Here is a 17,950-nt window from a genome sequence, read left to right as displayed (position 1 = left end):
ACAGCGGCGACACTGTTGCCGCATGACGCGCGTGCGTGCCTCGAAGGCATGGGTGATCAACGGTGCTCTGGTCGTACTGCTGGCCGGAGCGGGTTTCGGGATATACCAGGCATTCGGCCCCGAACCGAGCACGGCGCAGGCGCAGACGCGCAGCACCCCGGTGCGCCGCGCGACGGTCACCGAGACCATCTCCGCCGCCGGGACCCTCGCCAGCAGCTACACCGGCGCGGCGAACTTCTCGAGCGCGGGCAAGGTCACCTCGATCGACGTGAAGGTCGGCGACGTCGTGAGCGCCGGCCAGAAGCTCGCCACCGTCGACAGCACGCAGGCGGCGAAGCAGCTTCAGGTCGCGAAGGCGAACCTCGCGGTCGCGCAGGACAGCCTGGACGCCGCCGAAGACGCCGAGGACGCGCCGGCGACCGGGCAGAACAGCCAGAACTCCCAGAACAGCACGCAGTCGGCGGCCAACAGCGTCACGTCGGCCCAGGCGAAGCTGGACCAAGCCCAGCTCGACGTCCAGACCGCGCAGGAAACCCTCGACAACACGACCCTCTACGCGCCCGGCGCCGGCACGGTCACCGCGGTCAACGGCACGGTCGGGCAGCAGTCCTCGAGCGGCTCGGCGAGCAGCAGCAGCTCCCAGTCGTCTTCCAGCGGCAGCGGCCAGGGCAGCCAAGGCTCGTCGAACAGCGCCGCGACCAGCAGCAGTAGCAGCTCCAGCAGCGGCTTCATCACCATCACGAACATGACCGGCCTGGTCGTCAACACCTCGGTCGCCGAGATCGACGTCAGCAAGGTCAAGGCGGGCCAGAAGGCCACCGTGACGCTCAACGCGCTGCCGGACAAGCCGGTCCAGGCGACCGTCTCGAGCATCAACCTGACGCCGACGACGAGCGGCAGCGTCGTGTCCTACGGCGCGCAGCTGGCCCTGACCGACCCGCCGGACGGGCTGCGCCCCGGCCAGTCGGCGAGCGTCGTGATCACCGTCGCGTCGGCCGAGAACGCGCTGAGCGTGCCGGCCGCGGCCGTGACGACCGCCGGCAACACCAACGTCGTCACCGTGCAGGAGAACGGCCAGAACGTCACGCGCCAGGTGCAGGTCGGCATCCGCGGCGAGTCGACGGTGCAGATCACGTCCGGGCTGACCGAGGGCGAGAACGTCGTGCTCACCGCGACGGCCTCGACCGGCGGCACGGGCACCGGCCGCACCGGCACCGGGACGGGCGGCACCGGCGGGTTCCCCGGCGGCGGGACCGGGGGCTTCCCCGGCGGCGGCACCCGCACCGGCGGTACCGGCGGCACGGGTGGTTTCGGCGGCCGCGGGTGAACCCGGTGATCGCGGTCTCCGGACTGCGCAAGACCTACGGCGCCGGTGACACGGCCGTGCACGCGCTGCGCGGCGTCGAGCTCACCGTGTGGCCCGGCGAGTACGTCGCCATCATGGGTGCCTCGGGCTCGGGCAAGTCGACGCTGCTGAACATGCTCGGCTGCCTCGACGTCCCGACGTCCGGCCAGTACCTCTTGGACGGCTTCGGTGTCGGCAAGCTGAACGAACGGCAGTTGGCGTTGCTGCGCAACCGGAAGATCGGCTTCATCTTCCAGTCGTTCAACCTGGTGCCGCGGACGTCCGCTCTGTCCAATGTGGAACTGCCACTCGTCTACAGTGGACTGCGTCGGTCGGAGCGCCGCCGGCGCGCGCTGGCGGCGCTCGACATGGTCGGGCTGTCCGACCGGGCCAAGCACCTCCCCAGCGAGCTGTCCGGCGGGCAGATCCAGCGCGTCGCCGTGGCGCGGGCGCTGGTCACCGGCCCGGCGATGCTGCTGGCCGACGAGCCGACCGGCAACCTCGACCGCCGCAGCACCGCTGACGTCCTCGGCGTGTTCGACCGGCTCAACCAGCTCGGCCGCACGATCGTCGTGATCACCCACGAGGACGAGGTCGCCGCGCACGCGCACCGCGTGGTCCGAGTCGACGACGGGCTGATCGTCTCGGACGAAGTTACGCGTGCGGTGGGGGCGGTCTCGTGAACCTCTTCGAAGTCCTGCGCTTCGCCGTCCGCGGGCTCACCGCGAACAAGCTGCGCTCGGCGCTCACCACGCTCGGCATCACCATCGGCGTCGCGGCGGTGATCCTGCTCGTCGCGGTCGGCAACGGCGCGTCGGCGGCCATCGCGGCCAGCATCCAGGGCCTCGGCACCAACGTCGTCAACGTCTCCCCGGCGCGCGGCGGCGGGCAGGGCGCGTCCGCGCGGCCGCTGACCGTCCAGGACGCGCACGCGCTCGTCGACCCGATCGGCGCGCCGGACGTCAAAGCCGCCTCGCCCGTGGTGAACACGACGGCGACCGCGACCTACGGGCAGACGTCCTACGACATCTCCAGCGTCGCCGGCACCGAACCCGCCTACTTCGCGACGACCAACCGGGACCTCGCGCAGGGCGCGCTGTTCACCAGCGAGGACGTCACGGCCGCGCGCAAGGTCGTCGTCCTCGGCCCGACGACGGCTGAGTCGATCTTCGGCACCGCCGACCCGGTCGGCAAGAACGTGCTGCTCAACAGCATCCAGTTCACCGTGATCGGCGTGCTCCAGGCCAAGGGCAGCACCGGGCTGCAGAACGCCGACGACGTCGCGATCGCACCGATCTCGGCCGTGCAGAACTCCCTCGCCGGCTACGGCAGCCTCAGCCAGATCGCCGTCCAGGCCACCAGCGCGGACTCCGTGTCCCTGGCCCAGTCCGAGATCACCGCGATCCTCAACGCCCGCCACGGCATCCGGCTCGGCGGCACCGCCGACTACCAGATCCAGAACTCCGAGCAGCTGCTCGCGACGCGGACGTCGGCGACCGAGACGTTCACCGTCCTGCTGGCGGCGGTCGCGGCGATCTCCCTGCTGGTCGGCGGGATCGGCGTCACCAACATCATGCTCGTCACCGTGACCGAGCGGATCCGCGAGATCGGCATCCGCAAGGCCATCGGCGCCCCGCGCGCGGCCATCCTCGGCCAGTTCCTCGCCGAAGCGACCATGCTCAGCCTGTTCGGCGGGCTGCTCGGCGTCGCGATCGGGCTGATCGGCAGCCGGTTCACCATCTCCGGGATCAAGCCCGTCGTGGTGCCCTCGTCGATCCTGCTCGCGTTCGCGGTATCCGCCCTGATCGGGCTGTTCTTCGGCAGCTTCCCGGCGAACCGGGCCGCCAAGCTGCGGCCCATCGACGCCCTGCGTCACGAATAAGGAGTCCCCGATGTCTTCCCACACGACGACCCCGCCGGGATCGGCCCCCGGGGACGACCCGACGACCGAGCTGCCCCTGTCGGCACTTTCACGTGAAAGTGCCGCTCCGGAGCCGACCGCGGAGCAGATCATCGCCAACCCGGCCGTCGGCGGCGACCTGAACGCGGAGATGCGTCGTGCCGCGAAGCCGTTCTCCCGCACGACGCTGGTGCTCGCCGGGCTCGTGGTGCTCGCGATCGCGTTCGGCGGCGGCGCCTGGACGCACGCGGCGTTCGGCTCGTCCACCTCGTCGACGCCCACCGGGCGCCAGGGCGGGACCGGTCAGAACGGCGGCACGGGCGGTACCGGCCAGACCGCCGGCACCGGGCAGCAGGGTGGCGGCTTCCGCGGCGCGGGCGGGCGCGGCACCACGGGCACGGTCGACCACGTCGACGGCACCACCGTGTACGTGAAGACCGCGCAGGGCACCGACGTCAAGGTGTCCACATCGGACTCGACCACGGTCGGCGTGACCCAGCAGGGCAAGCTCTCGGACCTCAAGCCGGGCTCGACGGTCGTCGTCCAGGGGCAGGCGGGCGACGACGGGACGGTCGCCGCGCAGGCCATCACCCAGCAGGCCGCGCGCTAGTTGAGCGCGACGATCGCCGTGTTGAGCGCCGTCGCGTACAGGATCCAGGCGAGGTAGGGCACCAGCAGGAGGGCGGCGACCTTCGACCGGCGGGCGAACAGGACGATCGTCACGACCACGACGACGTCCAGCACGACGATGTCGACCAGCGCCGCCTTCGCCGCGCCGCCCTCGAAGAACAGCGGCGTCCACAGCAGGTTGGCCAGCAGGCCGATGCCGTACGCGGCGAAGCCCCGGGTTTCGCCGTCCGTTCGCCAGTACAGCCAGCCCGACAGCGCGATCATGACGTACAGCACCGTCCACACCGGACCGAACAGGGACGACGGCGGGGCCCACGGCGGCAGCTCGAGCCGCGCGTAGACGTCCTTCGCGGAGGCCGCGGCCAGTGCGCCGACCACGGCCACCACGGCGACGACGCCGAGGAAGCAGGCCAGCACCAGCCACGGGTTGCGCTGTGACGCGCGTTCGGTCACCGGCTGTTCCCCTCCCGGGCGGCGTCCGGCCATCCTAGGCGGGTTTGCGAGACTGGAGCCGTGAGCACTGGAACCGAGCAGTCCAAGGCATGGTTCGACCGCGCGAAGACGGCCATCCCGGGCGGGGTGAACTCGCCGGTCCGGGCGTTCAACTCGGTCGGCGGCACCCCGCGGTTCATGGTCCGCGGCGAGGGCCCGCACCTGTGGGACGCCGACGGCAACCGCTACGTCGACCTGGTGTCGTCCTGGGGCCCGATGATCCTGGGCCACGCGCACCCGTCGGTCGTCGAGGCGGCGCGCGCGGCGGCGACGTCCGGGCTGTCGTTCGGCACGCCGACCATCGGCGAGGTCGAGCTGGCCGAGGAGATCATCGGCCGGGTCGAGCCCGTCGAGCAGGTGCGCCTGGTCAACTCGGGCACCGAGGCGACGATGAGCGCGATCCGGCTGGCCCGCGGGTTCACCGGCCGGTCGAAGATCGTGAAGTTCGCCGGGTGTTACCACGGTCACGTCGACGCGCTGCTCGCCCAGGCCGGTTCCGGCGTCGCGACGCTCGGGCTGCCGACCTCGCCGGGCGTCACCGGCGCCCAGGCCGCGGACACGATCGTGCTGCCCTACAACGACCTCGACGCCGTCCGGCAGTCCTTTGCGGACAACCCGGGCGAGATCGCCGCGGTGATCACCGAGGCCGCGGCCGGCAACATGGGCGCGATCGCGCCCGACGAGGGCTTCAACGCCGGCCTGCGCGACCTGGCCCACGAGCACGGCGCGCTGCTGGTCATGGACGAGGTGATGACCGGGTTCCGCGTCTCGCGCGCGGGCTGGTTCGGCCTCGACGGTGTGGCCGGCGACCTCTACACGTTCGGCAAGGTGATGTCCGGCGGCCTGCCGGCGGCGGCCTTCGGCGGCCGCGCCGACGTGATGGCCAAGCTGGCCCCGGGCGGCCCGGTCTACCAGGCCGGGACGCTGTCCGGGAACCCCGTCGCGGTGGCCACGGGCCTCGCGACGCTGCGCGCGGCCGACCACTCCGTGTACGCGGCGCTCGACGCCAACGCGAAGCGCCTCGGCGACCTCTTCCGGCGCGAGCTGAGCGCCGCCGGGGTCGCGAACAACGTCCAGTACGCGGGCAACCTGGTCAGCGTGTTCTTCGGTGACCAGGCGGTGCGGGACTACGCCGGCGCGCAGGCGTCCGAGACGTGGCGGTACCCGGCGTTCTTCCACGCGCTGCTCGACGCGGGCGTGTACGGGCCGCCGAGCGCGTACGAAGCCTGGTTCGTCAACGCGGCCATGGACGACGACGCGTTCTCGGTGATCGAAGCGGCTCTGCCCGCGGCGGCTCGCGCGGCGGCGGAGGCGGTCAAGTGACCACCGTCGTCCACATGCTGCGTCACGGCGAAGTGCACAACCCCGAGAAGATCCTCTACGGCCGGCTGCCCGGCTACCGGCTGTCCGAGCGCGGGCAGCGGCAGGCGCTGACGGTCGCCGAGGCCGTCGCCGGCCACGACCTCGTGCACGTCGTCGCGTCGCCGCTGCAGCGCGCGCAGGAGACGGCGGGCCCGATCGCCGCGGCCCACCGGCTCGACATCGCGACCGACGAGGGCCTGATCGAGGCCGGCAACCAGTTCGAGGGCCTGCACGTCGCGGTCGGCGACGGCGCGCTGCGGGAGCCTCGCCACTGGCCGAAGCTCGTGAACCCGTTCAAGCCGTCGTGGGGCGAGCCGTACCTCGAGATCGCGCACCGGATGCTCGGCGCGGTCCACCGGGCGCGGGAGGCGGCGGACGGCCACGAGGCGCTCTGCGTGTCGCACCAGCTGCCGATCTGGACGCTCCGGCGGTTCCTCGAGGGCAAGCGGCTGTGGCACGACCCGCGGCGCCGCCAGTGCTCGCTGGCGTCCCTGACGTCGCTGGTCTTCGACGGTGACGAGCTGCGCGAGATCGTCTACAGCGAGCCCGCCGGCACCACCGACCCGAAGGTGACCGGGGCATGAAACGGGTCCTCGTCGCGCTGGCCGTGCTGGGCCTGGTGGCCGGGTGCAGTGCCGGCAAGGACGCGGTGGTCCAGGGGAGCAGCTTCAGCTTCGTCTCCCCGGGCGGCCAGGTCGACATCACCTACGACCTCGCGCAGCGCCAGACCGCGCCGGTGCTGGCGGGCGACGACCTGATGAACGAGGGCAAGCAGCTGTCGCTGGCGGACTTCCCCGGCAAGGTCGTCGTGCTCAACCTGTGGGGCCAGTGGTGCGGGCCGTGCCGCACGGAGGTACCGGAGCTGGAGTCGCTGGCTCGCCAGGCGGCCGGCGTCCAGGTGGTGGGCATCGACGTCCGCGACCCGGCGCGGGAGGTGGCGCAGGACTTCGTGCGCGACCGGCAGCTGACGTACCCGTCGATCTACGACCCGGACGGCCGGGTGCTGCTCAAGCTGAGCGGCTACCCGCGCAACATCATCCCGTCGACGATCGTGCTGGACAAGCAGCACCGCGTGGCGGCGGTGTTCCTGCGGCCGGTGCTGGCCCAGGACCTGCTCCCGGTGACGCAGCGCCTGGAGAAGGAAGCCTGACCGCGCCGAGGCACCCAACGGGCAGCCGGAGACAGAACCGGCACACTCACCCAGACCCCGCCCACCACCCCGATCCGAAGCCAGAACACGGACGGGAGTGCCGGGTCAAGGCATCTTTCCCGCCTTGACGCGGTGCGCCCGTCCGTAGTCACAATCGCGCTTCGGGGTGGTGAACCGCCGCCGGAACCCCACGGGACCAAGGTCCCGACCAGCTGTGACCGAGGTCCTGTGAACCGGCCCCGGAGTTCTCACCGGGACCTCACTGCCTACCCTCAACGGGGTGAACTCCGTGACCGAGCTGGCGATCTCCGGGCCGCTGCTGCTCGCCGCGGGCGTCGCGCTGCTGGCCGGAACGATCTCCTTCGCCTCGCCCTGCGTGGTCCCGCTGGTGCCGGGGTACCTCGCGTACCTCGCCGCGCTCGTCGGTGCGGACGCCCCCGCGGTCAGCGCCGGCGAGGAGCGCAAGAAGGGCCGGTGGGCCGTCCTCGGCGCCGCCCTCCTCTTCGTGCTCGGGTTCACCGTCGTCTTCGTCGCCACGCTGGGCACCCTCGTCTGGCTGGCCGACACGCTCACCCTCAACCAGGACCTCCTCCAGCGCATCGGGGGCGTCCTGACCATCGCCATGGCGCTCGTGTTCCTCGGCTGGATCCCCGGCCTGCAGCGCGAGGTCCGCTCGCACCGCGTCCCCGGCGGCGGCGTCTGGGGCGCTCCGCTGCTCGGCGCGATCTTCGGCCTCGGCTGGACGCCCTGCATCGGCCCGACGCTGTCCGCCGTCACCACGCTGGCCAGCGCCACCGGGGGCGCGGAGGCCCGCGGTTACCTGCTGATCGCCGTCTACTGCCTCGGCCTCGGACTGCCGTTCCTGCTCATCGCGCTCGGCGCCCGCTGGGCCGTGCGCGCCACCGACTGGGTGCGCCGGCACGGCCGCCAGGTGCAGATCTTCGGCGGCGCGCTGCTGCTGATCGTCGGAATCCTGCTGGTCACCGGCGTGTGGGGAGATCTGATGGGCTGGCTGCGCAACGAGCTCGCCGGTGACCTGAGGCTGCCGCTGTGACGACCACGGAAGCGCCCCCCAAGACCCCGCAAGGCCCCACACCCGCCAAGCGCACGTTCGCGTTCCTGCGCAACACCTGGCGCGGCCTGACGTCGATGCGCACCGCGCTCGTCCTGCTGTTCCTGCTGGCCCTGGCCGCGCTGCCCGGCGCGCTCCTGCCACAGCGGAAGCTCAACGCCCCCAAGGTCGACGAGTACATCAGCGCCCACGGCTGGTGGGGCACCCTGCTCGACAAGCTCGAGTTCTACGACGTCTACTCCAGCATCTGGTTCTCGGCGGTCTACCTGCTGCTGATGATCTCGCTGGTGGGCTGCCTGGCCCCACGCAGCTTCGACTACGTCAAGGCGATGCGCGCCAAGCCGGTGCTGACCCCGCGCAACCTGGCCCGGATGCCGCACTACCGGCTCGGCCGCGGCAAGTCAGACGCTGCCGCCGAGGTCGCGGCCGTCCACAAGCACCTGTCCGGCTGGCGCCGCGTCGAGCGCGAAGAAGCCGACGGCGTCCGCACGATCTCCGCCGAACGCGGGTTCCTGCGCGAGACCGGCAACCTGCTCTTCCACTTCAGCATGCTCGGCCTGATCGTGTTCTTCGCGCTGGGCAAGCTCTTCGGCTACGAAGGCCAGGTCATCGTCCAGGCCGACGGCGACAGCTTCTGCAACTCCGGCATCTACAACTACGACTCCTTCAACGCGGGCCTGCGCGTCGACGGCACCGACCTCGACCCGTTCTGCGTGAAGGTCAACGACTTCACCGTGCGGTACACCCCGGCCGGCGAGCCGGAGTACTACCACGCGAACATCCAGTACCAGTCCGGCCCAGACCTCGACACGAACACCTGGCGCCCGTACGGCCTCGAGGTCAACTCGCCGCTGCGCACCGCCGGCGACCGCGTCTACCTGCTCGGCCAGGGCTACTCGCCGCAGTTCACGGTGACCTTCCCCAACGGCGACAAGCGCACCCAGAACACCCAGTGGCGCACGGTCGACCCGACCACGATGCTCGCCGAGGGCGCGACGAAGTTCGACCAGCCCGGCGTCACCGACGAGGTGCAGCGGCGGACCCGCCAGCTCGCCATCACCGGGCTGTTCGCGCCGACGTCGTTCCTGCACGGCAACGTCCTGACGTCGTCGGCGCCGGAGCTGAACGACCCCGCCGTGGCCGTCGACATCATGCGCGGCGACCTCGGCCTGGACGCCGGCCGCGGCCAGTCGGTGTTCGAGATCGACCAGTCGCTCGTGGACGACGGCAGGCTGAAGAAGATCGCCCGCGAGAACATGAAGGTGGGCCAGGAGATCAAGCTCGACGACGGCACGAAGATCCGCTTCGACGGCGTCAACCACTGGGTCTCCCTGCAGGTCTCCCACGACCCGACGCAGGGCTTCGTGCTCGGTTTCGCCATCTCGATGTTCCTCGGCCTCGGCGCGTCCTTGCTGGTCAAGCGCCGGCGGCTGTGGGTGCGGGTGAAGCCGGGGACCGAGGACGACCCGGGTACCGTGATCGAGGTCGCCGGACTGGCCCGCACCGACCAGGCCGGGTACGGCGAAGAGTTCCACAAGATCAGTGAACGCCTGATCAGTGGTCAGAAGGGCTGAGGCAATGCCGATCGACGAGACGCTGTCGCAGTACAGCGACTGGCTCTACACCACCGCCGCGGCGATCTACGTCGTCGCGCTGATGATGACGCTGATCGAGCAGGGCTTCGGCGCCAAGGGCCGGCTCGCCACCGAGCGCGCGAAGCTCCGGGCGCGCGAGCTCGTCGGCGCCGGCGGGCCGCCGATCGAGGAGGTCCAGGCGGCGCAGCGCGCGGTCGGCCGCCCCGAGCGGATCGGCCGGATGGGTGCGTCGCTGCTCGTGCTCGGCGCGCTGCTGCAGCTGTCGGCGATCGTGCTGCGCGGGCTCGCCGTGCACCGCGCGCCGTGGGGCAACATGTACGAGTACGGCATGGCGGTCACCTTCATCACGGTGGTCACCTGGATCGTCGTGATGTGGAAGTTCCCGGTCCGGCACCTCACCGGCTTCCTGCTGCTGCCCGTCGTCATCCTGATGTTCATCAACGGCACGCTGCTGTACACGACCGCGGCGCCGGTGCAGCCCGCGCTGCAGTCGTACTGGCTGGTCATCCACGTCTCGGCGGCCATCATCGGCTCCGGCGTCTTCCTCGTGCCGGGTGTCGCCAGCGTGCTGTACCTCTTCCGCGCGGCCTACGAAAAGGACGAGACGAAGTTCGCCCGGTTCGCCTCGAAGCTGCCCGCGGCCGACGTCCTCGACCGGATCGCCTACCGGACGACGATCTTCGCCTTCCCCGTCTTCACCTTCGGCGTGCTCTGCGGCGCGGTCTGGGCCGAGTCGGCCTGGGGCCGGTTCTGGGGCTGGGACCCCAAGGAGACTGTCGCGTTCATCGCGTGGGTGATCTACGCGGCCTACCTGCACTCGCGGGCGACCGCGGGCTGGCGCGGGGCCCGGGCCGCGGCGATCAACATCGTCGGGTTCGCCGCGATGATCTTCAACCTGTTCTTCGTGAACCTCGTCACGGCGGGCTTGCACTCGTACGCCGGGGTGGGCTGAGCGGGCCGCGGGTCCGCCGACTACCGTCGTCATCAGGGGGAACGATGTCGGGCGGAGTGCGCGGAGGTTTACACCGGTGACCGGACCCAGCGAAGAATCGGCTCCTGGCCACCCCGAACAGGCCGAACAGCAGCCCGAGGGGGCCAAGCCGAGCCTGTTCGCCGAAGACCGGACGGACTCGCACCCGCACCCCGAGACGTCCGGGGCCTTCGACGTGCAGCCGACGCAGGCCGTCGCGCCGCCGCCCAACCCGGCGGTGTCCGGCCCGCACCAGGTGCCGAACCCGGCCGTGTCCGGCCCGCACCAGGTGCCGGGCGCTTCGGGGCCGCACCAGGTACCCACGGGCTACGGCTACGACCAGAACCTCCCGCCGCTGCAGCCGCAGTACGGCGACCCCGCGCAGCAGTACGCCCAGGCGCAGGCCCAGTACCCCCAGCAGCCTCCGGGACAGCCTTCGGGCCTGCCGCAGCCGCAGGGCGGGCGGCACGCGGCACCGCCGCAGCAGCCGGGCCACGGCCACGATCTGTCGACCGCGCACCTGGTCAAGCAGATCAAGCGGCCCCCGCAGTCGGGCTGGCGCAAGGCCGTCTACGTCGGCACGGGCAAGCTGCTCAACCCCGGCGAGAGCCCGGCGGACACGCAGCGCCGTGACCTCATCGCGCGGGTCAACCAGCCGCTGCGCGGGTGCTACAAGATCGCGATGCTGTCGCTGAAGGGCGGCGTCGGCAAGACGACGGTGACCACGACGCTGGGGGCGACGTTCGCTTCGCTGCGCGGTGACCGCGTGGTGGCCGTGGACGCCAACCCGGACCGCGGCACGCTGTCGCAGAAGCTCCCGCTGGAGACGACGGCGACAGTCCGCCACCTTCTGCGCGACGCGGCCCGCATCACGCGCTACAGCGACGTCCGGTCGTACACGTCCCAGGGCGCCAGCCGGCTGGAAATCCTCGCGAGCGAGCAGGACCCGGCCGTCTCCGAGGCCTTCTCCGAGGACGACTACCGGCGCACGGTCAACCTGCTGGAGCACTTCTACAACATCGTGCTCACCGACTGCGGGACCGGCCTGATGCACTCGGCGATGAAGGGTGTCCTGGACGTCGCGGACGCGCTGGTCGTCGTGTCGTCCGGCTCGGTCGACGGCGCCCGCAGCGCCTCGGCGACGCTCGACTGGCTCGAGGCCCACGGCTACGGCGAGCTGGTGAAGCGCTCGGTGGCGGTGATCAACTCGGTCCGTCCCAAGGGCGGCTCGGTCGACCTCGACAAGCTGTCGGCCCACTTCGGCGCGAAGGTCCGGGCGGTGTGCAAGGTGCCGTTCGACCCGCACCTGGAAGAGGGCGCGGAGATCGAGCTGGACCGCCTGTCCGGCGACACGCGCCTGGCCCTGCTGGACCTGGCCGCGACCGTGGCCGACGGCTTCGCCACCCCGCTCTCGCAGGGCTACCGCTAAGCCGTAACTCGCGTGATCAGAGCCGTGACTCGCGTGATTGAAGCCGGAACTCGCGAGTTCCGGCTTCAATCACGCCAGTTCCGGGTTCAGTCACGCGAGTCACGGGTTCCGGGCAAGCGAAAGTAAAGGCTCAGCCGTCTTCGTCCCGGCGCTTGCGCTGCTGTTCGGACAGCTGACGCAGGAAGTCGGGGTCGTCGTCCGGGGCGATCGGGGCGCGGCGCGGGGGCGAAGTGACCATCCGCTGACCGGCGAACGACCGCCACAGGAGCAGGGCGACGACCAGCGCGCCGACCGCTGCGAGCAGAGCGAGCATGCCGGATCCTTCCGTGTGGGTCCCCCGAGGTTAACCCGTCGAGCCGGTTTCGGCCCGAACCCCGTCGAGCGGGGTGACGACCAGAACACGAAGGGCCGCGCGGGGCGGGGGAAAGTCCCCCGTACCCGACACGGCCCGGCGCTCGAGATGGTTCAGGCCTTGCGGGCCGGTTCGCTGGCGTCCGTGGTCAGCTCCGCGAGGAGCTCGTTCACCTCGGACTCCCGGAACCGCCGGTGCCCGCCCGGGGTCCGGATCGAGCCGATCCGGCCTGCCGTCGCCCACCGGGTGACCGTCTTGGGGTCCACTCGGAACAGTGCTGCCACCTCACCAGGGGTGAGCAGCCGTCCGCCCATCGTCGCGGTCATTTTCCGCCTCCTTAACGACCTCACTGCTATACCGGAGGCGTCCGGGCCCTTCTGGCCCGTTCCGCCGGGGTAGCCAACACGGCAATCGTTGCACTTCACCCGTCGGGTACTCGAACGGTTGTCCAACAGTAAAGAGCCCTTAAAGGTCAAAACGGACAGTTTGCTTACGTTGTGCAACTAATTTTCCGGTGACCTGACGTGCTCGGATGTCATTCGACCCGGTTATCGGCCGCGAGGCGTGGTGCCAATGGGGGATTGTCCAACCGCATAGAGTGATCCCCGTGGATCAGTTGGACCGGAAGATCATCGCGGCGTTGCGCATCAACGGACGGGCCACCTACGCCGACCTCGGGCGGGCCGTCGGGCTCTCCGCGTCGTCGGTGCACGAGCGGGTGGGCAAGCTGGAGGCCGGCGGCGTCATCACCGGCTACCACGCCGTCGTCGACCCGAACTCGGTCGGCCTCGGCGTCACCGCCCTCGTCAGCATCCACCCGACCGACACCGCCACGGAGGACGACGTCGCCGACGCGCTCGCCGAACTCGACGAGGTCGAGAGCTGCTACGCGGTGGCGGGTGACGAGGCGTTCGTCGTCAAGGTGCGCGTCGCGACCGTCGACGAGCTGGAGCGGACCCTCGGCCGTCTCCGCCGCATCCCCGGCGTCGGGCGGACGAACACGACAGTCGTGCTCTCGACGCGCTTCGAGGGCCGCCCGAACAACGCGGGCCTGCAGCGCGACCGGGCGGGCGGCGCGTAGCCTGCGTTGGTGTGAGCGACGAGAAGGCCCCGCAGCTGGCCCGTGACCTGACGCTGTACCTGCTGGCGCGGTTCGTGCTGGTCGCGGTGATCGCGTGGGTGCTGTCCCTGGTCGGCGTGCCGCTGCTGGTCGCGCTGGTCGTCGGCCTCGTCGTCGGGCTGCCGCTGGGTCTCCTGTTGTTCCGCCCGCTGAACGCCCGCGTCACGGCCGGCCTCGCGAAGCGCAACGAGAAGCGCGCCCGGGCCCGCGCCGACCTGCGCGCGCAGCTGCGCGGTGACGTCGCCGGCCGGCCCGAATGAGGCCAGCCCGAATGAGCCGCCTGCACGCCCGCAGCTGGGTCCGCGAGGCCGTCCGGATCATCGAGGCCGACGCGAACCGCAGCGCCGACACCCACCTGCACGTCTTCCCGCTGCCCCCGGAGTGGGGCATCGACCTGTACCTCAAGGACGAGTCCGTCCACCCGACCGGCTCGCTGAAGCACCGGCTGGCCCGGTCGCTGTTCCTCTACGGGCTCGTCAACGGCCAGATCGGCCCGGACACCGTGCTCGTCGAGGCCTCCAGCGGGTCGACGGCGGTGTCCGAGGCCTACTTCGCCCGCATGCTCGGCCTGCGCTTCATCACCGTCGTGCCGCGGCGCACGTCGAAGGAGAAGATCGCGCTCATCGAGTTCTACGGCGGCGAGTGCCACTACATCGACGAGGCGCCGGCCATGTACTCCGAGGCGGAGCGGCTCGCGGCCGAGTGCGGCGGCCACTACCTCGACCAGTTCACCTACGCCGAGCGCGCGACGGACTGGCGCGGCAACAACAACATCGCCGAGTCGGTGTTCGCGCAGATGCGCTCGGAACGCCACCCGGCGCCGGCGTGGATCGTGGTCGGTGCGGGCACGGGCGGCACGAGCGCGACCTTCGGCCGGTACGTCCGCTACAAGCGCCACACGACGAAGATCTGCGTGGTCGACCCGGAGAACTCGTCGTTCTTCGGCGCCTGGGAGACCGGCGCGCTCGACTACGCGACGGGCATGCCGTCGCGGATCGAGGGGATCGGCCGGCCGCGCTGCGAACCGTCGTTCGTGCCGGGCGTCATCGACGAGATGTTCCAGATCCCCGACGCGGGCTCCCTGGCGGCCATCCGGCTGCTGCGCGAGCGCACCGGGCACTGGGCGGGCGGCTCGACCGGCACGAACCTCTACGGCGCGTTCCGGCTCATCTCGCGGATGGTCGAGGACGGCCAGGCGGGCAGCGTCGTGACGCTGCTGTGCGACGGCGGCGAGCGGTACGCGCACACGTACTACAACGACGAGTGGGTGGCGCAGCAGGATCTCGACCTGGCGCCGCACACGGCGTTGTTCGAGGAGTTCCTGACCACCGGGAAGTTCGTCCCGGAGAGCTAGAGGTTCAGGCCGACCGCGGTCAGCGCGGCCCAGGCCAGCATCGCGAGACCGGTGTCGCGCAACGCCGGGACGAGGTCGCGGCCGGTCGCGTCGCGCCGGATCGCCTTGACGGACTTGTCCAGCAGGAACGCCGTGATCAGGGGGAGCGCGGCGAACAGGCTGACGGTCAAGCCCAGGACCACGCTGATCACGTACGGGACCGCCAGCAGCACCAGGTAGAGGCGGCGGGTGCCCTGGTCGCCGAGGCGCGTTGCGAGAGTGCGCTTGCCCGACTCGACGTCGGTCGGGATGTCACGCAGGTTGTTGGCCGTCAGGACCGCCGTCGAGAAGCTGCCGACCGCGACGGCGCACGCGAGCGCGGCCCAGCTGACGTGCCCGGCCTGGACGTACACCGTGCCCAGGACGCCGGCCAGCCCGAAGAACACGAACACGGCGATCTCGCCGAAACCGTAGTAGCCGTAAGGCTTCTTGCCGCCGGTGTAGAACCACGCGCCGAGGATGCACAGCGCGCCCATCGCGAGCAGCCACCAGTGCCCGCTGACCGCCACGAGCACCAGGCCCAGCACCCCGGCCAGGCCGAGTGCGACCAGCGCCGCCGTCAGCACGGCCTTGGGCGCGGCGACTCCGGACCCGACCAGTCGCAACGGCCCGACGCGGTTCTCGTCCGTGCCGCGGATGCCGTCGGAGTAGTCGTTGGCGTAGTTGACGCCGACGATCAGCGAGAGGGAGACCAGCAGCGCCAAGGCCGAGCGCCACCACGAGAACGCGTCCAGCGCGATCGCCGCGCCGACGCCCGCCACCACCGGCGCCACCGCGTTCGGCAGCGTCCGGGGCCGGGCCCCTTCGATCCACTCGCTCAAGCTCGCCATGGCGCCATTCAACGCCATGACGATCACCCGGGAACGAGAACCCGGGAAGTCAGTCCGTCGTCGGCAGCTGCCAGGTGAGCGTGCCGCTGTGGGGATCCGCGGCGGGCGGGTCGGCCAGTGCGGCGCCCGCGGGGAGCAGCAGCCCCAGCGTGACGGCGGTGCCTGCCAGGGCGATTCTGATCCAGCGCGTCATGGTGAGTAGCCAAGCGGGTGCACGCCGTACATGTCAACGAAGTGCGGCCGTTCAGCCGCTCAAACCCGACAGAAGTCGCGCCCTCACCGCCGCGCGATCGATCTTGCCCGGGCCTCGAAGGGGCAGCTCAGCGCTGTATTCGACGCGTTTCGGCGTGGCCGCCGCGCCCAGCTCGGCCCGGACCGCGGCGCGCAGTTCGTCCGCTTCGGGAGGTTCACCTTCCGGGACGACCAGCGCCACGACGGCCTCGCCCCACTCCGGGTCCGGCAGCCCGACGACACACGCGTCCCGGACGCCCGGCCATGCGCCGAGCACCCGCTCGATCGCGTTCGCGGACACCTTCACGCCGCCGGTGTTGATCATGTCGTCGGCCCGGCCGAGGACCTCGACGCGGCCGTCGTCGTGACGAACCCCACGGTCGGACGTCGTGAACCAGCCGTCCGCGAAGGACTCCGCGGTCAGGTCGGGCCGTCCACGGTAGCCGTGCGCCAGGACGTCACCCGCGATGCGGATCCGGTCACCGGAAACGTCGACGCGGACGCCGTCGAGCGGGAAGCCGTCGTAGACGCAGCCGCTCGCCGTCTCGCTCATCCCGTACGCGGGCACGATCCGGACGCCGGCGTCGGCCGCGCGCTCGCGCAGGGCGGCCGACGTCGCCGCCGCGCCGACCACGATCGCGTCGAACGCCTTCGCCGCGGCCAGCCCGGCGCCGCCGTCGTCGAGCAGCCGGACGAGCTGGGTCGGCACCAGCGCCGTGTACCGCGGGCCGCCGTTCAGCTTCGCCGCCGCGGCCGCGAAGTCGCCCGGCCGGAAGCCGGCACCGGTCAGGAAAGCGGGCTCGGTGCCCGCCAGCAGCGACCGGACCAGCACCTGCAGGCCGCCGATGTAGTGCGCCGGCGTCGCCAGCAGCCAGTGGCCCGGGCCGCCGAGCCGCGCGTGCGTGGCCTCGGCGGACGCGGTCAGCGCGCGGGCCGAGAGCAGCACGCCCTTGGGCGCGCCGGTCGAGCCAGAGGTGGCGATGACCACGGCCGTGTCCGGCTCGGCGGACTCGGCCGGCGACATCGCGTCGCGCATCGACGGATCGACGAACGGCAGCACGGCCGGGCCGCCGCCCAGCGCGTCCGCGAGAGCCGTCTTCAGCGCCTCGAGCGCCTCCGGGGAGCCGTCGAGGTGGACGGGGAGCAGCTCAGTAGTAATAGGGGACGTCCTTGAAATCGGGGTCGCGCTTCTGGAGGAACGCGTCACGGCCTTCGACGGCCTCGTCCTGCATGTACGCCAGCCGGGTGGTCTCGCCGGCGAAGAGCTGCTGGCCGACCATGCCGTCGTCGGTGAGGTTGAACGCGTACTTGAGCATCCGCTGCGCCGTCGGCGACTTGCGGGTGATCTCCCACGCCCAGGTCAGAGCCTCTTTTTCGAGGTCGGCGTGCGGGACGACAGCGTTCACCGCACCCATCTGGTGCATCTGCTCGGCGGAGTACTCGCGGCCGAGGAAGAAGATCTCCCGGGCGAACTTCTGGCCGACCATCTTGGCCAGGTAGGCCGAGCCGTAGCCGCCGTCGAACGAGCCGACGTCGGCGTCCGTCTGCTTGAACTTCGCGTGCTCGGCCGAGGCGAGCGTGAGATCGCACACGACGTGCAGGGAGTGCCCGCCGCCCGCGGCCCAGCCCGGCACGACCGCGATCACCGGTTTCGGCAGGAACCGGATCAGCCGCTGGACCTCGAGGATGTGCAGCCGGCCGGCTCGCGCGGGGTCCACCGTGTCGGAGGTCTCGCCGCTCGCGTACTGATACCCGGAGCGTCCGCGAATACGCTGGTCACCACCGGAGCAGAACGCCCACCCGCCGTCCTTGGGCGAGGGGCCGTTGCCGGTGAGCAGGACGCAGCCGACGTCCGAGCTCATCCGGGCGTGGTCCAGCGCCCGGTAGAGCTCGTCGACGGTGTGCGGCCGGAAGGCGTTGCGGACCTCCGGACGGTCGAACGCGATGCGCACCACGCGTTTGCCGCCGCGGTTCTCAGCGGAACGGTGGTAGGTGATGTCGGTGAAGGCGAAACCTTCGACCTCGGTCCACGCGGCGGGGTCGAACAGCTCGGAAACTCGGGCGTCATCCACGTTTGGG

General features: G+C 71.2%; 21 protein-coding genes. 14 read left to right on the top strand and 7 right to left on the bottom strand.

The genetic code is table 11. From position 1 onward, the window contains the following. The first annotated feature begins 22 nt into the window (after positions 1-22). From AB0M59_RS18325 to AB0M59_RS18310, 4 genes are read left to right on the top strand one after another with little or no spacing between them, the layout of a single operon-like run. Positions 23-1,327, top strand: coding sequence for an HlyD family efflux transporter periplasmic adaptor subunit (locus AB0M59_RS18325; protein ID WP_364616282.1), 1,305 nt, complete (start codon positions 23-25; stop codon positions 1,325-1,327). Beyond that, positions 1,324-2,028: an ABC transporter ATP-binding protein gene (locus AB0M59_RS18320; RefSeq protein ID WP_364616278.1), complete on the top strand. Its 705-nt coding sequence runs from the start codon at positions 1,324-1,326 to the stop codon at positions 2,026-2,028. Before AB0M59_RS18325 ends, AB0M59_RS18320 begins: the two co-directional genes overlap by 4 nt. Next, a complete protein-coding gene (locus tag AB0M59_RS18315) occupies positions 2,025-3,227 on the top strand; it encodes an ABC transporter permease (RefSeq protein WP_364616275.1) in 1,203 nt (400 codons plus the stop codon). Before AB0M59_RS18320 ends, AB0M59_RS18315 begins: the two co-directional genes overlap by 4 nt. Positions 3,228-3,237: 10 nt before the next feature. Beyond that, positions 3,238-3,855 (top strand): hypothetical protein, encoded by a 618-nt coding sequence (locus AB0M59_RS18310; protein WP_364616272.1) that lies wholly within the window; start codon positions 3,238-3,240, stop codon positions 3,853-3,855. On the opposite strand, the gene AB0M59_RS18305 is transcribed toward AB0M59_RS18310, so the two are convergent. Then, positions 3,852-4,328 (bottom strand): TspO/MBR family protein, encoded by a 477-nt coding sequence (locus tag AB0M59_RS18305; protein WP_364616269.1) that lies wholly within the window; start codon positions 4,326-4,328, stop codon positions 3,852-3,854. The genes AB0M59_RS18310 and AB0M59_RS18305 overlap by 4 nt on opposite strands. A gap of 60 nt (positions 4,329-4,388) precedes the next feature. Between AB0M59_RS18305 and hemL the strand changes: the two genes are divergently transcribed. The 7 genes from hemL (at position 4,389) to AB0M59_RS18270 (ending at position 11,945) form a co-directional block, all read left to right on the top strand. Then, positions 4,389-5,690 (top strand): glutamate-1-semialdehyde 2,1-aminomutase, encoded by a 1,302-nt coding sequence (hemL, locus tag AB0M59_RS18300; protein ID WP_364616266.1) that lies wholly within the window; start codon positions 4,389-4,391, stop codon positions 5,688-5,690. Continuing rightward, the gene (locus tag AB0M59_RS18295; RefSeq protein WP_364616263.1) at positions 5,687-6,313 is read left to right on the top strand and encodes a histidine phosphatase family protein; all 627 of its coding nucleotides are present in this window, start codon (positions 5,687-5,689) and stop codon (positions 6,311-6,313) included. Before hemL ends, AB0M59_RS18295 begins: the two co-directional genes overlap by 4 nt. Then, positions 6,310-6,879: a TlpA disulfide reductase family protein gene (locus AB0M59_RS18290; protein WP_364616260.1), complete on the top strand. Its 570-nt coding sequence runs from the start codon at positions 6,310-6,312 to the stop codon at positions 6,877-6,879. The genes AB0M59_RS18295 and AB0M59_RS18290 overlap by 4 nt, the downstream gene beginning before the upstream one ends. A gap of 280 nt (positions 6,880-7,159) precedes the next feature. Then, positions 7,160-7,933, top strand: a complete 774-nt coding sequence (locus AB0M59_RS18285) for a cytochrome c biogenesis CcdA family protein (protein WP_364616257.1) — start codon at positions 7,160-7,162, stop codon at positions 7,931-7,933. Then, entirely contained in the window at positions 7,930-9,525 is a 1,596-nt protein-coding gene (locus tag AB0M59_RS18280; protein WP_364616254.1) for a cytochrome c biogenesis protein ResB, read from the top strand. The genes AB0M59_RS18285 and AB0M59_RS18280 overlap by 4 nt, the downstream gene beginning before the upstream one ends. A gap of 4 nt (positions 9,526-9,529) precedes the next feature. Beyond that, positions 9,530-10,498, top strand: a complete 969-nt coding sequence (gene ccsB, locus AB0M59_RS18275; RefSeq protein ID WP_364616251.1) for a c-type cytochrome biogenesis protein CcsB — start codon at positions 9,530-9,532, stop codon at positions 10,496-10,498. Positions 10,499-10,574: 76 nt separating this feature from the next. Beyond that, positions 10,575-11,945: an AAA family ATPase gene (locus AB0M59_RS18270; RefSeq protein WP_364616248.1), complete on the top strand. Its 1,371-nt coding sequence runs from the start codon at positions 10,575-10,577 to the stop codon at positions 11,943-11,945. 130 nt (positions 11,946-12,075) lie between these two features. On the opposite strand, the gene AB0M59_RS18265 is transcribed toward AB0M59_RS18270, so the two are convergent. Then, positions 12,076-12,258, bottom strand: a complete 183-nt coding sequence (locus AB0M59_RS18265) for a hypothetical protein (RefSeq protein ID WP_360472197.1) — start codon at positions 12,256-12,258, stop codon at positions 12,076-12,078. 152 nt (positions 12,259-12,410) lie between these two features. After that, entirely contained in the window at positions 12,411-12,623 is a 213-nt protein-coding gene (locus AB0M59_RS18260; RefSeq protein WP_072474890.1) for a BldC family transcriptional regulator, read from the bottom strand. Between the two features lie 281 nt (positions 12,624-12,904). On the opposite strand from AB0M59_RS18260, the gene AB0M59_RS18255 reads away from it, so the two are divergent. From AB0M59_RS18255 to AB0M59_RS18245, 3 genes are read left to right on the top strand one after another with little or no spacing between them, the layout of a single operon-like run. Beyond that, positions 12,905-13,378 carry an Lrp/AsnC family transcriptional regulator gene (locus tag AB0M59_RS18255; protein ID WP_364616245.1) on the top strand — a complete coding sequence of 158 codons (474 nt, stop codon included), beginning with the start codon at positions 12,905-12,907 and terminating at the stop codon, positions 13,376-13,378. Positions 13,379-13,389: 11 nt separating this feature from the next. Continuing rightward, positions 13,390-13,677: a DUF4229 domain-containing protein gene (locus AB0M59_RS18250; RefSeq protein WP_364370597.1), complete on the top strand. Its 288-nt coding sequence runs from the start codon at positions 13,390-13,392 to the stop codon at positions 13,675-13,677. An 11-nt stretch (positions 13,678-13,688) separates the two neighbouring features. Further along, positions 13,689-14,771, top strand: a complete 1,083-nt coding sequence (locus AB0M59_RS18245) for a PLP-dependent cysteine synthase family protein (RefSeq protein WP_364616243.1) — start codon at positions 13,689-13,691, stop codon at positions 14,769-14,771. On the opposite strand, the gene AB0M59_RS18240 is transcribed toward AB0M59_RS18245, so the two are convergent. The 4 genes from AB0M59_RS18240 to AB0M59_RS18225 are packed head-to-tail and all read right to left on the bottom strand — an operon-like array spanning position 14,768 to position 17,943. Next, the gene (locus AB0M59_RS18240; RefSeq protein ID WP_364616240.1) at positions 14,768-15,640 is read right to left on the bottom strand and encodes a 1,4-dihydroxy-2-naphthoate polyprenyltransferase; all 873 of its coding nucleotides are present in this window, start codon (positions 15,638-15,640) and stop codon (positions 14,768-14,770) included. The two genes, AB0M59_RS18245 and AB0M59_RS18240, sit on opposite strands and share 4 nt — an antisense overlap. A 49-nt stretch (positions 15,641-15,689) precedes the next feature. After that, entirely contained in the window at positions 15,690-15,833 is a 144-nt protein-coding gene (locus tag AB0M59_RS18235; RefSeq protein ID WP_364616237.1) for a hypothetical protein, read from the bottom strand. Between the two features lie 51 nt (positions 15,834-15,884). Then, complete coding sequence (gene menE / locus AB0M59_RS18230; RefSeq protein ID WP_364616494.1) at positions 15,885-17,018, bottom strand: o-succinylbenzoate--CoA ligase; 1,134 nt, start codon at positions 17,016-17,018, stop codon at positions 15,885-15,887. 1 nt (position 17,019) lies between these two features. Continuing rightward, positions 17,020-17,943 (bottom strand): 1,4-dihydroxy-2-naphthoyl-CoA synthase, encoded by a 924-nt coding sequence (locus AB0M59_RS18225; RefSeq protein WP_364616234.1) that lies wholly within the window; start codon positions 17,941-17,943, stop codon positions 17,020-17,022. Positions 17,944-17,950 lie beyond the last annotated feature (7 nt).

Source organism: Amycolatopsis sp. NPDC051371 (assembly GCF_040682155.1).
Taxonomy (GTDB): domain Bacteria; phylum Actinomycetota; class Actinomycetes; order Mycobacteriales; family Pseudonocardiaceae; genus Amycolatopsis.
This window is presented reverse-complemented; position numbering and strand designations above follow the sequence as displayed.

Excerpts from the sequence above, each read along its gene's own strand:
- AB0M59_RS18240 (WP_364616240.1), bottom strand. The coding sequence starts at position 15,640 with ATGGCGAGCTTGAGCGAGTGGATCGAAGGGGCCCGGCCCCGGACGCTG.
- AB0M59_RS18265 (WP_360472197.1), bottom strand. The coding sequence starts at position 12,258 with ATGCTCGCTCTGCTCGCAGCGGTCGGCGCGCTGGTCGTCGCCCTGCTC.
- AB0M59_RS18235 (WP_364616237.1), bottom strand. The coding sequence starts at position 15,833 with ATGACGCGCTGGATCAGAATCGCCCTGGCAGGCACCGCCGTCACGCTG.
- AB0M59_RS18310 (WP_364616272.1), top strand. The coding sequence starts at position 3,238 with ATGTCTTCCCACACGACGACCCCGCCGGGATCGGCCCCCGGGGACGAC.
- AB0M59_RS18290 (WP_364616260.1), top strand. The coding sequence starts at position 6,310 with ATGAAACGGGTCCTCGTCGCGCTGGCCGTGCTGGGCCTGGTGGCCGGG.
- AB0M59_RS18260 (WP_072474890.1), bottom strand. The coding sequence starts at position 12,623 with ATGACCGCGACGATGGGCGGACGGCTGCTCACCCCTGGTGAGGTGGCA.
- AB0M59_RS18245 (WP_364616243.1), top strand. The coding sequence starts at position 13,689 with ATGAGCCGCCTGCACGCCCGCAGCTGGGTCCGCGAGGCCGTCCGGATC.
- ccsB (WP_364616251.1), top strand. The coding sequence starts at position 9,530 with ATGCCGATCGACGAGACGCTGTCGCAGTACAGCGACTGGCTCTACACC.
- AB0M59_RS18325 (WP_364616282.1), top strand. The coding sequence starts at position 23 with ATGACGCGCGTGCGTGCCTCGAAGGCATGGGTGATCAACGGTGCTCTG.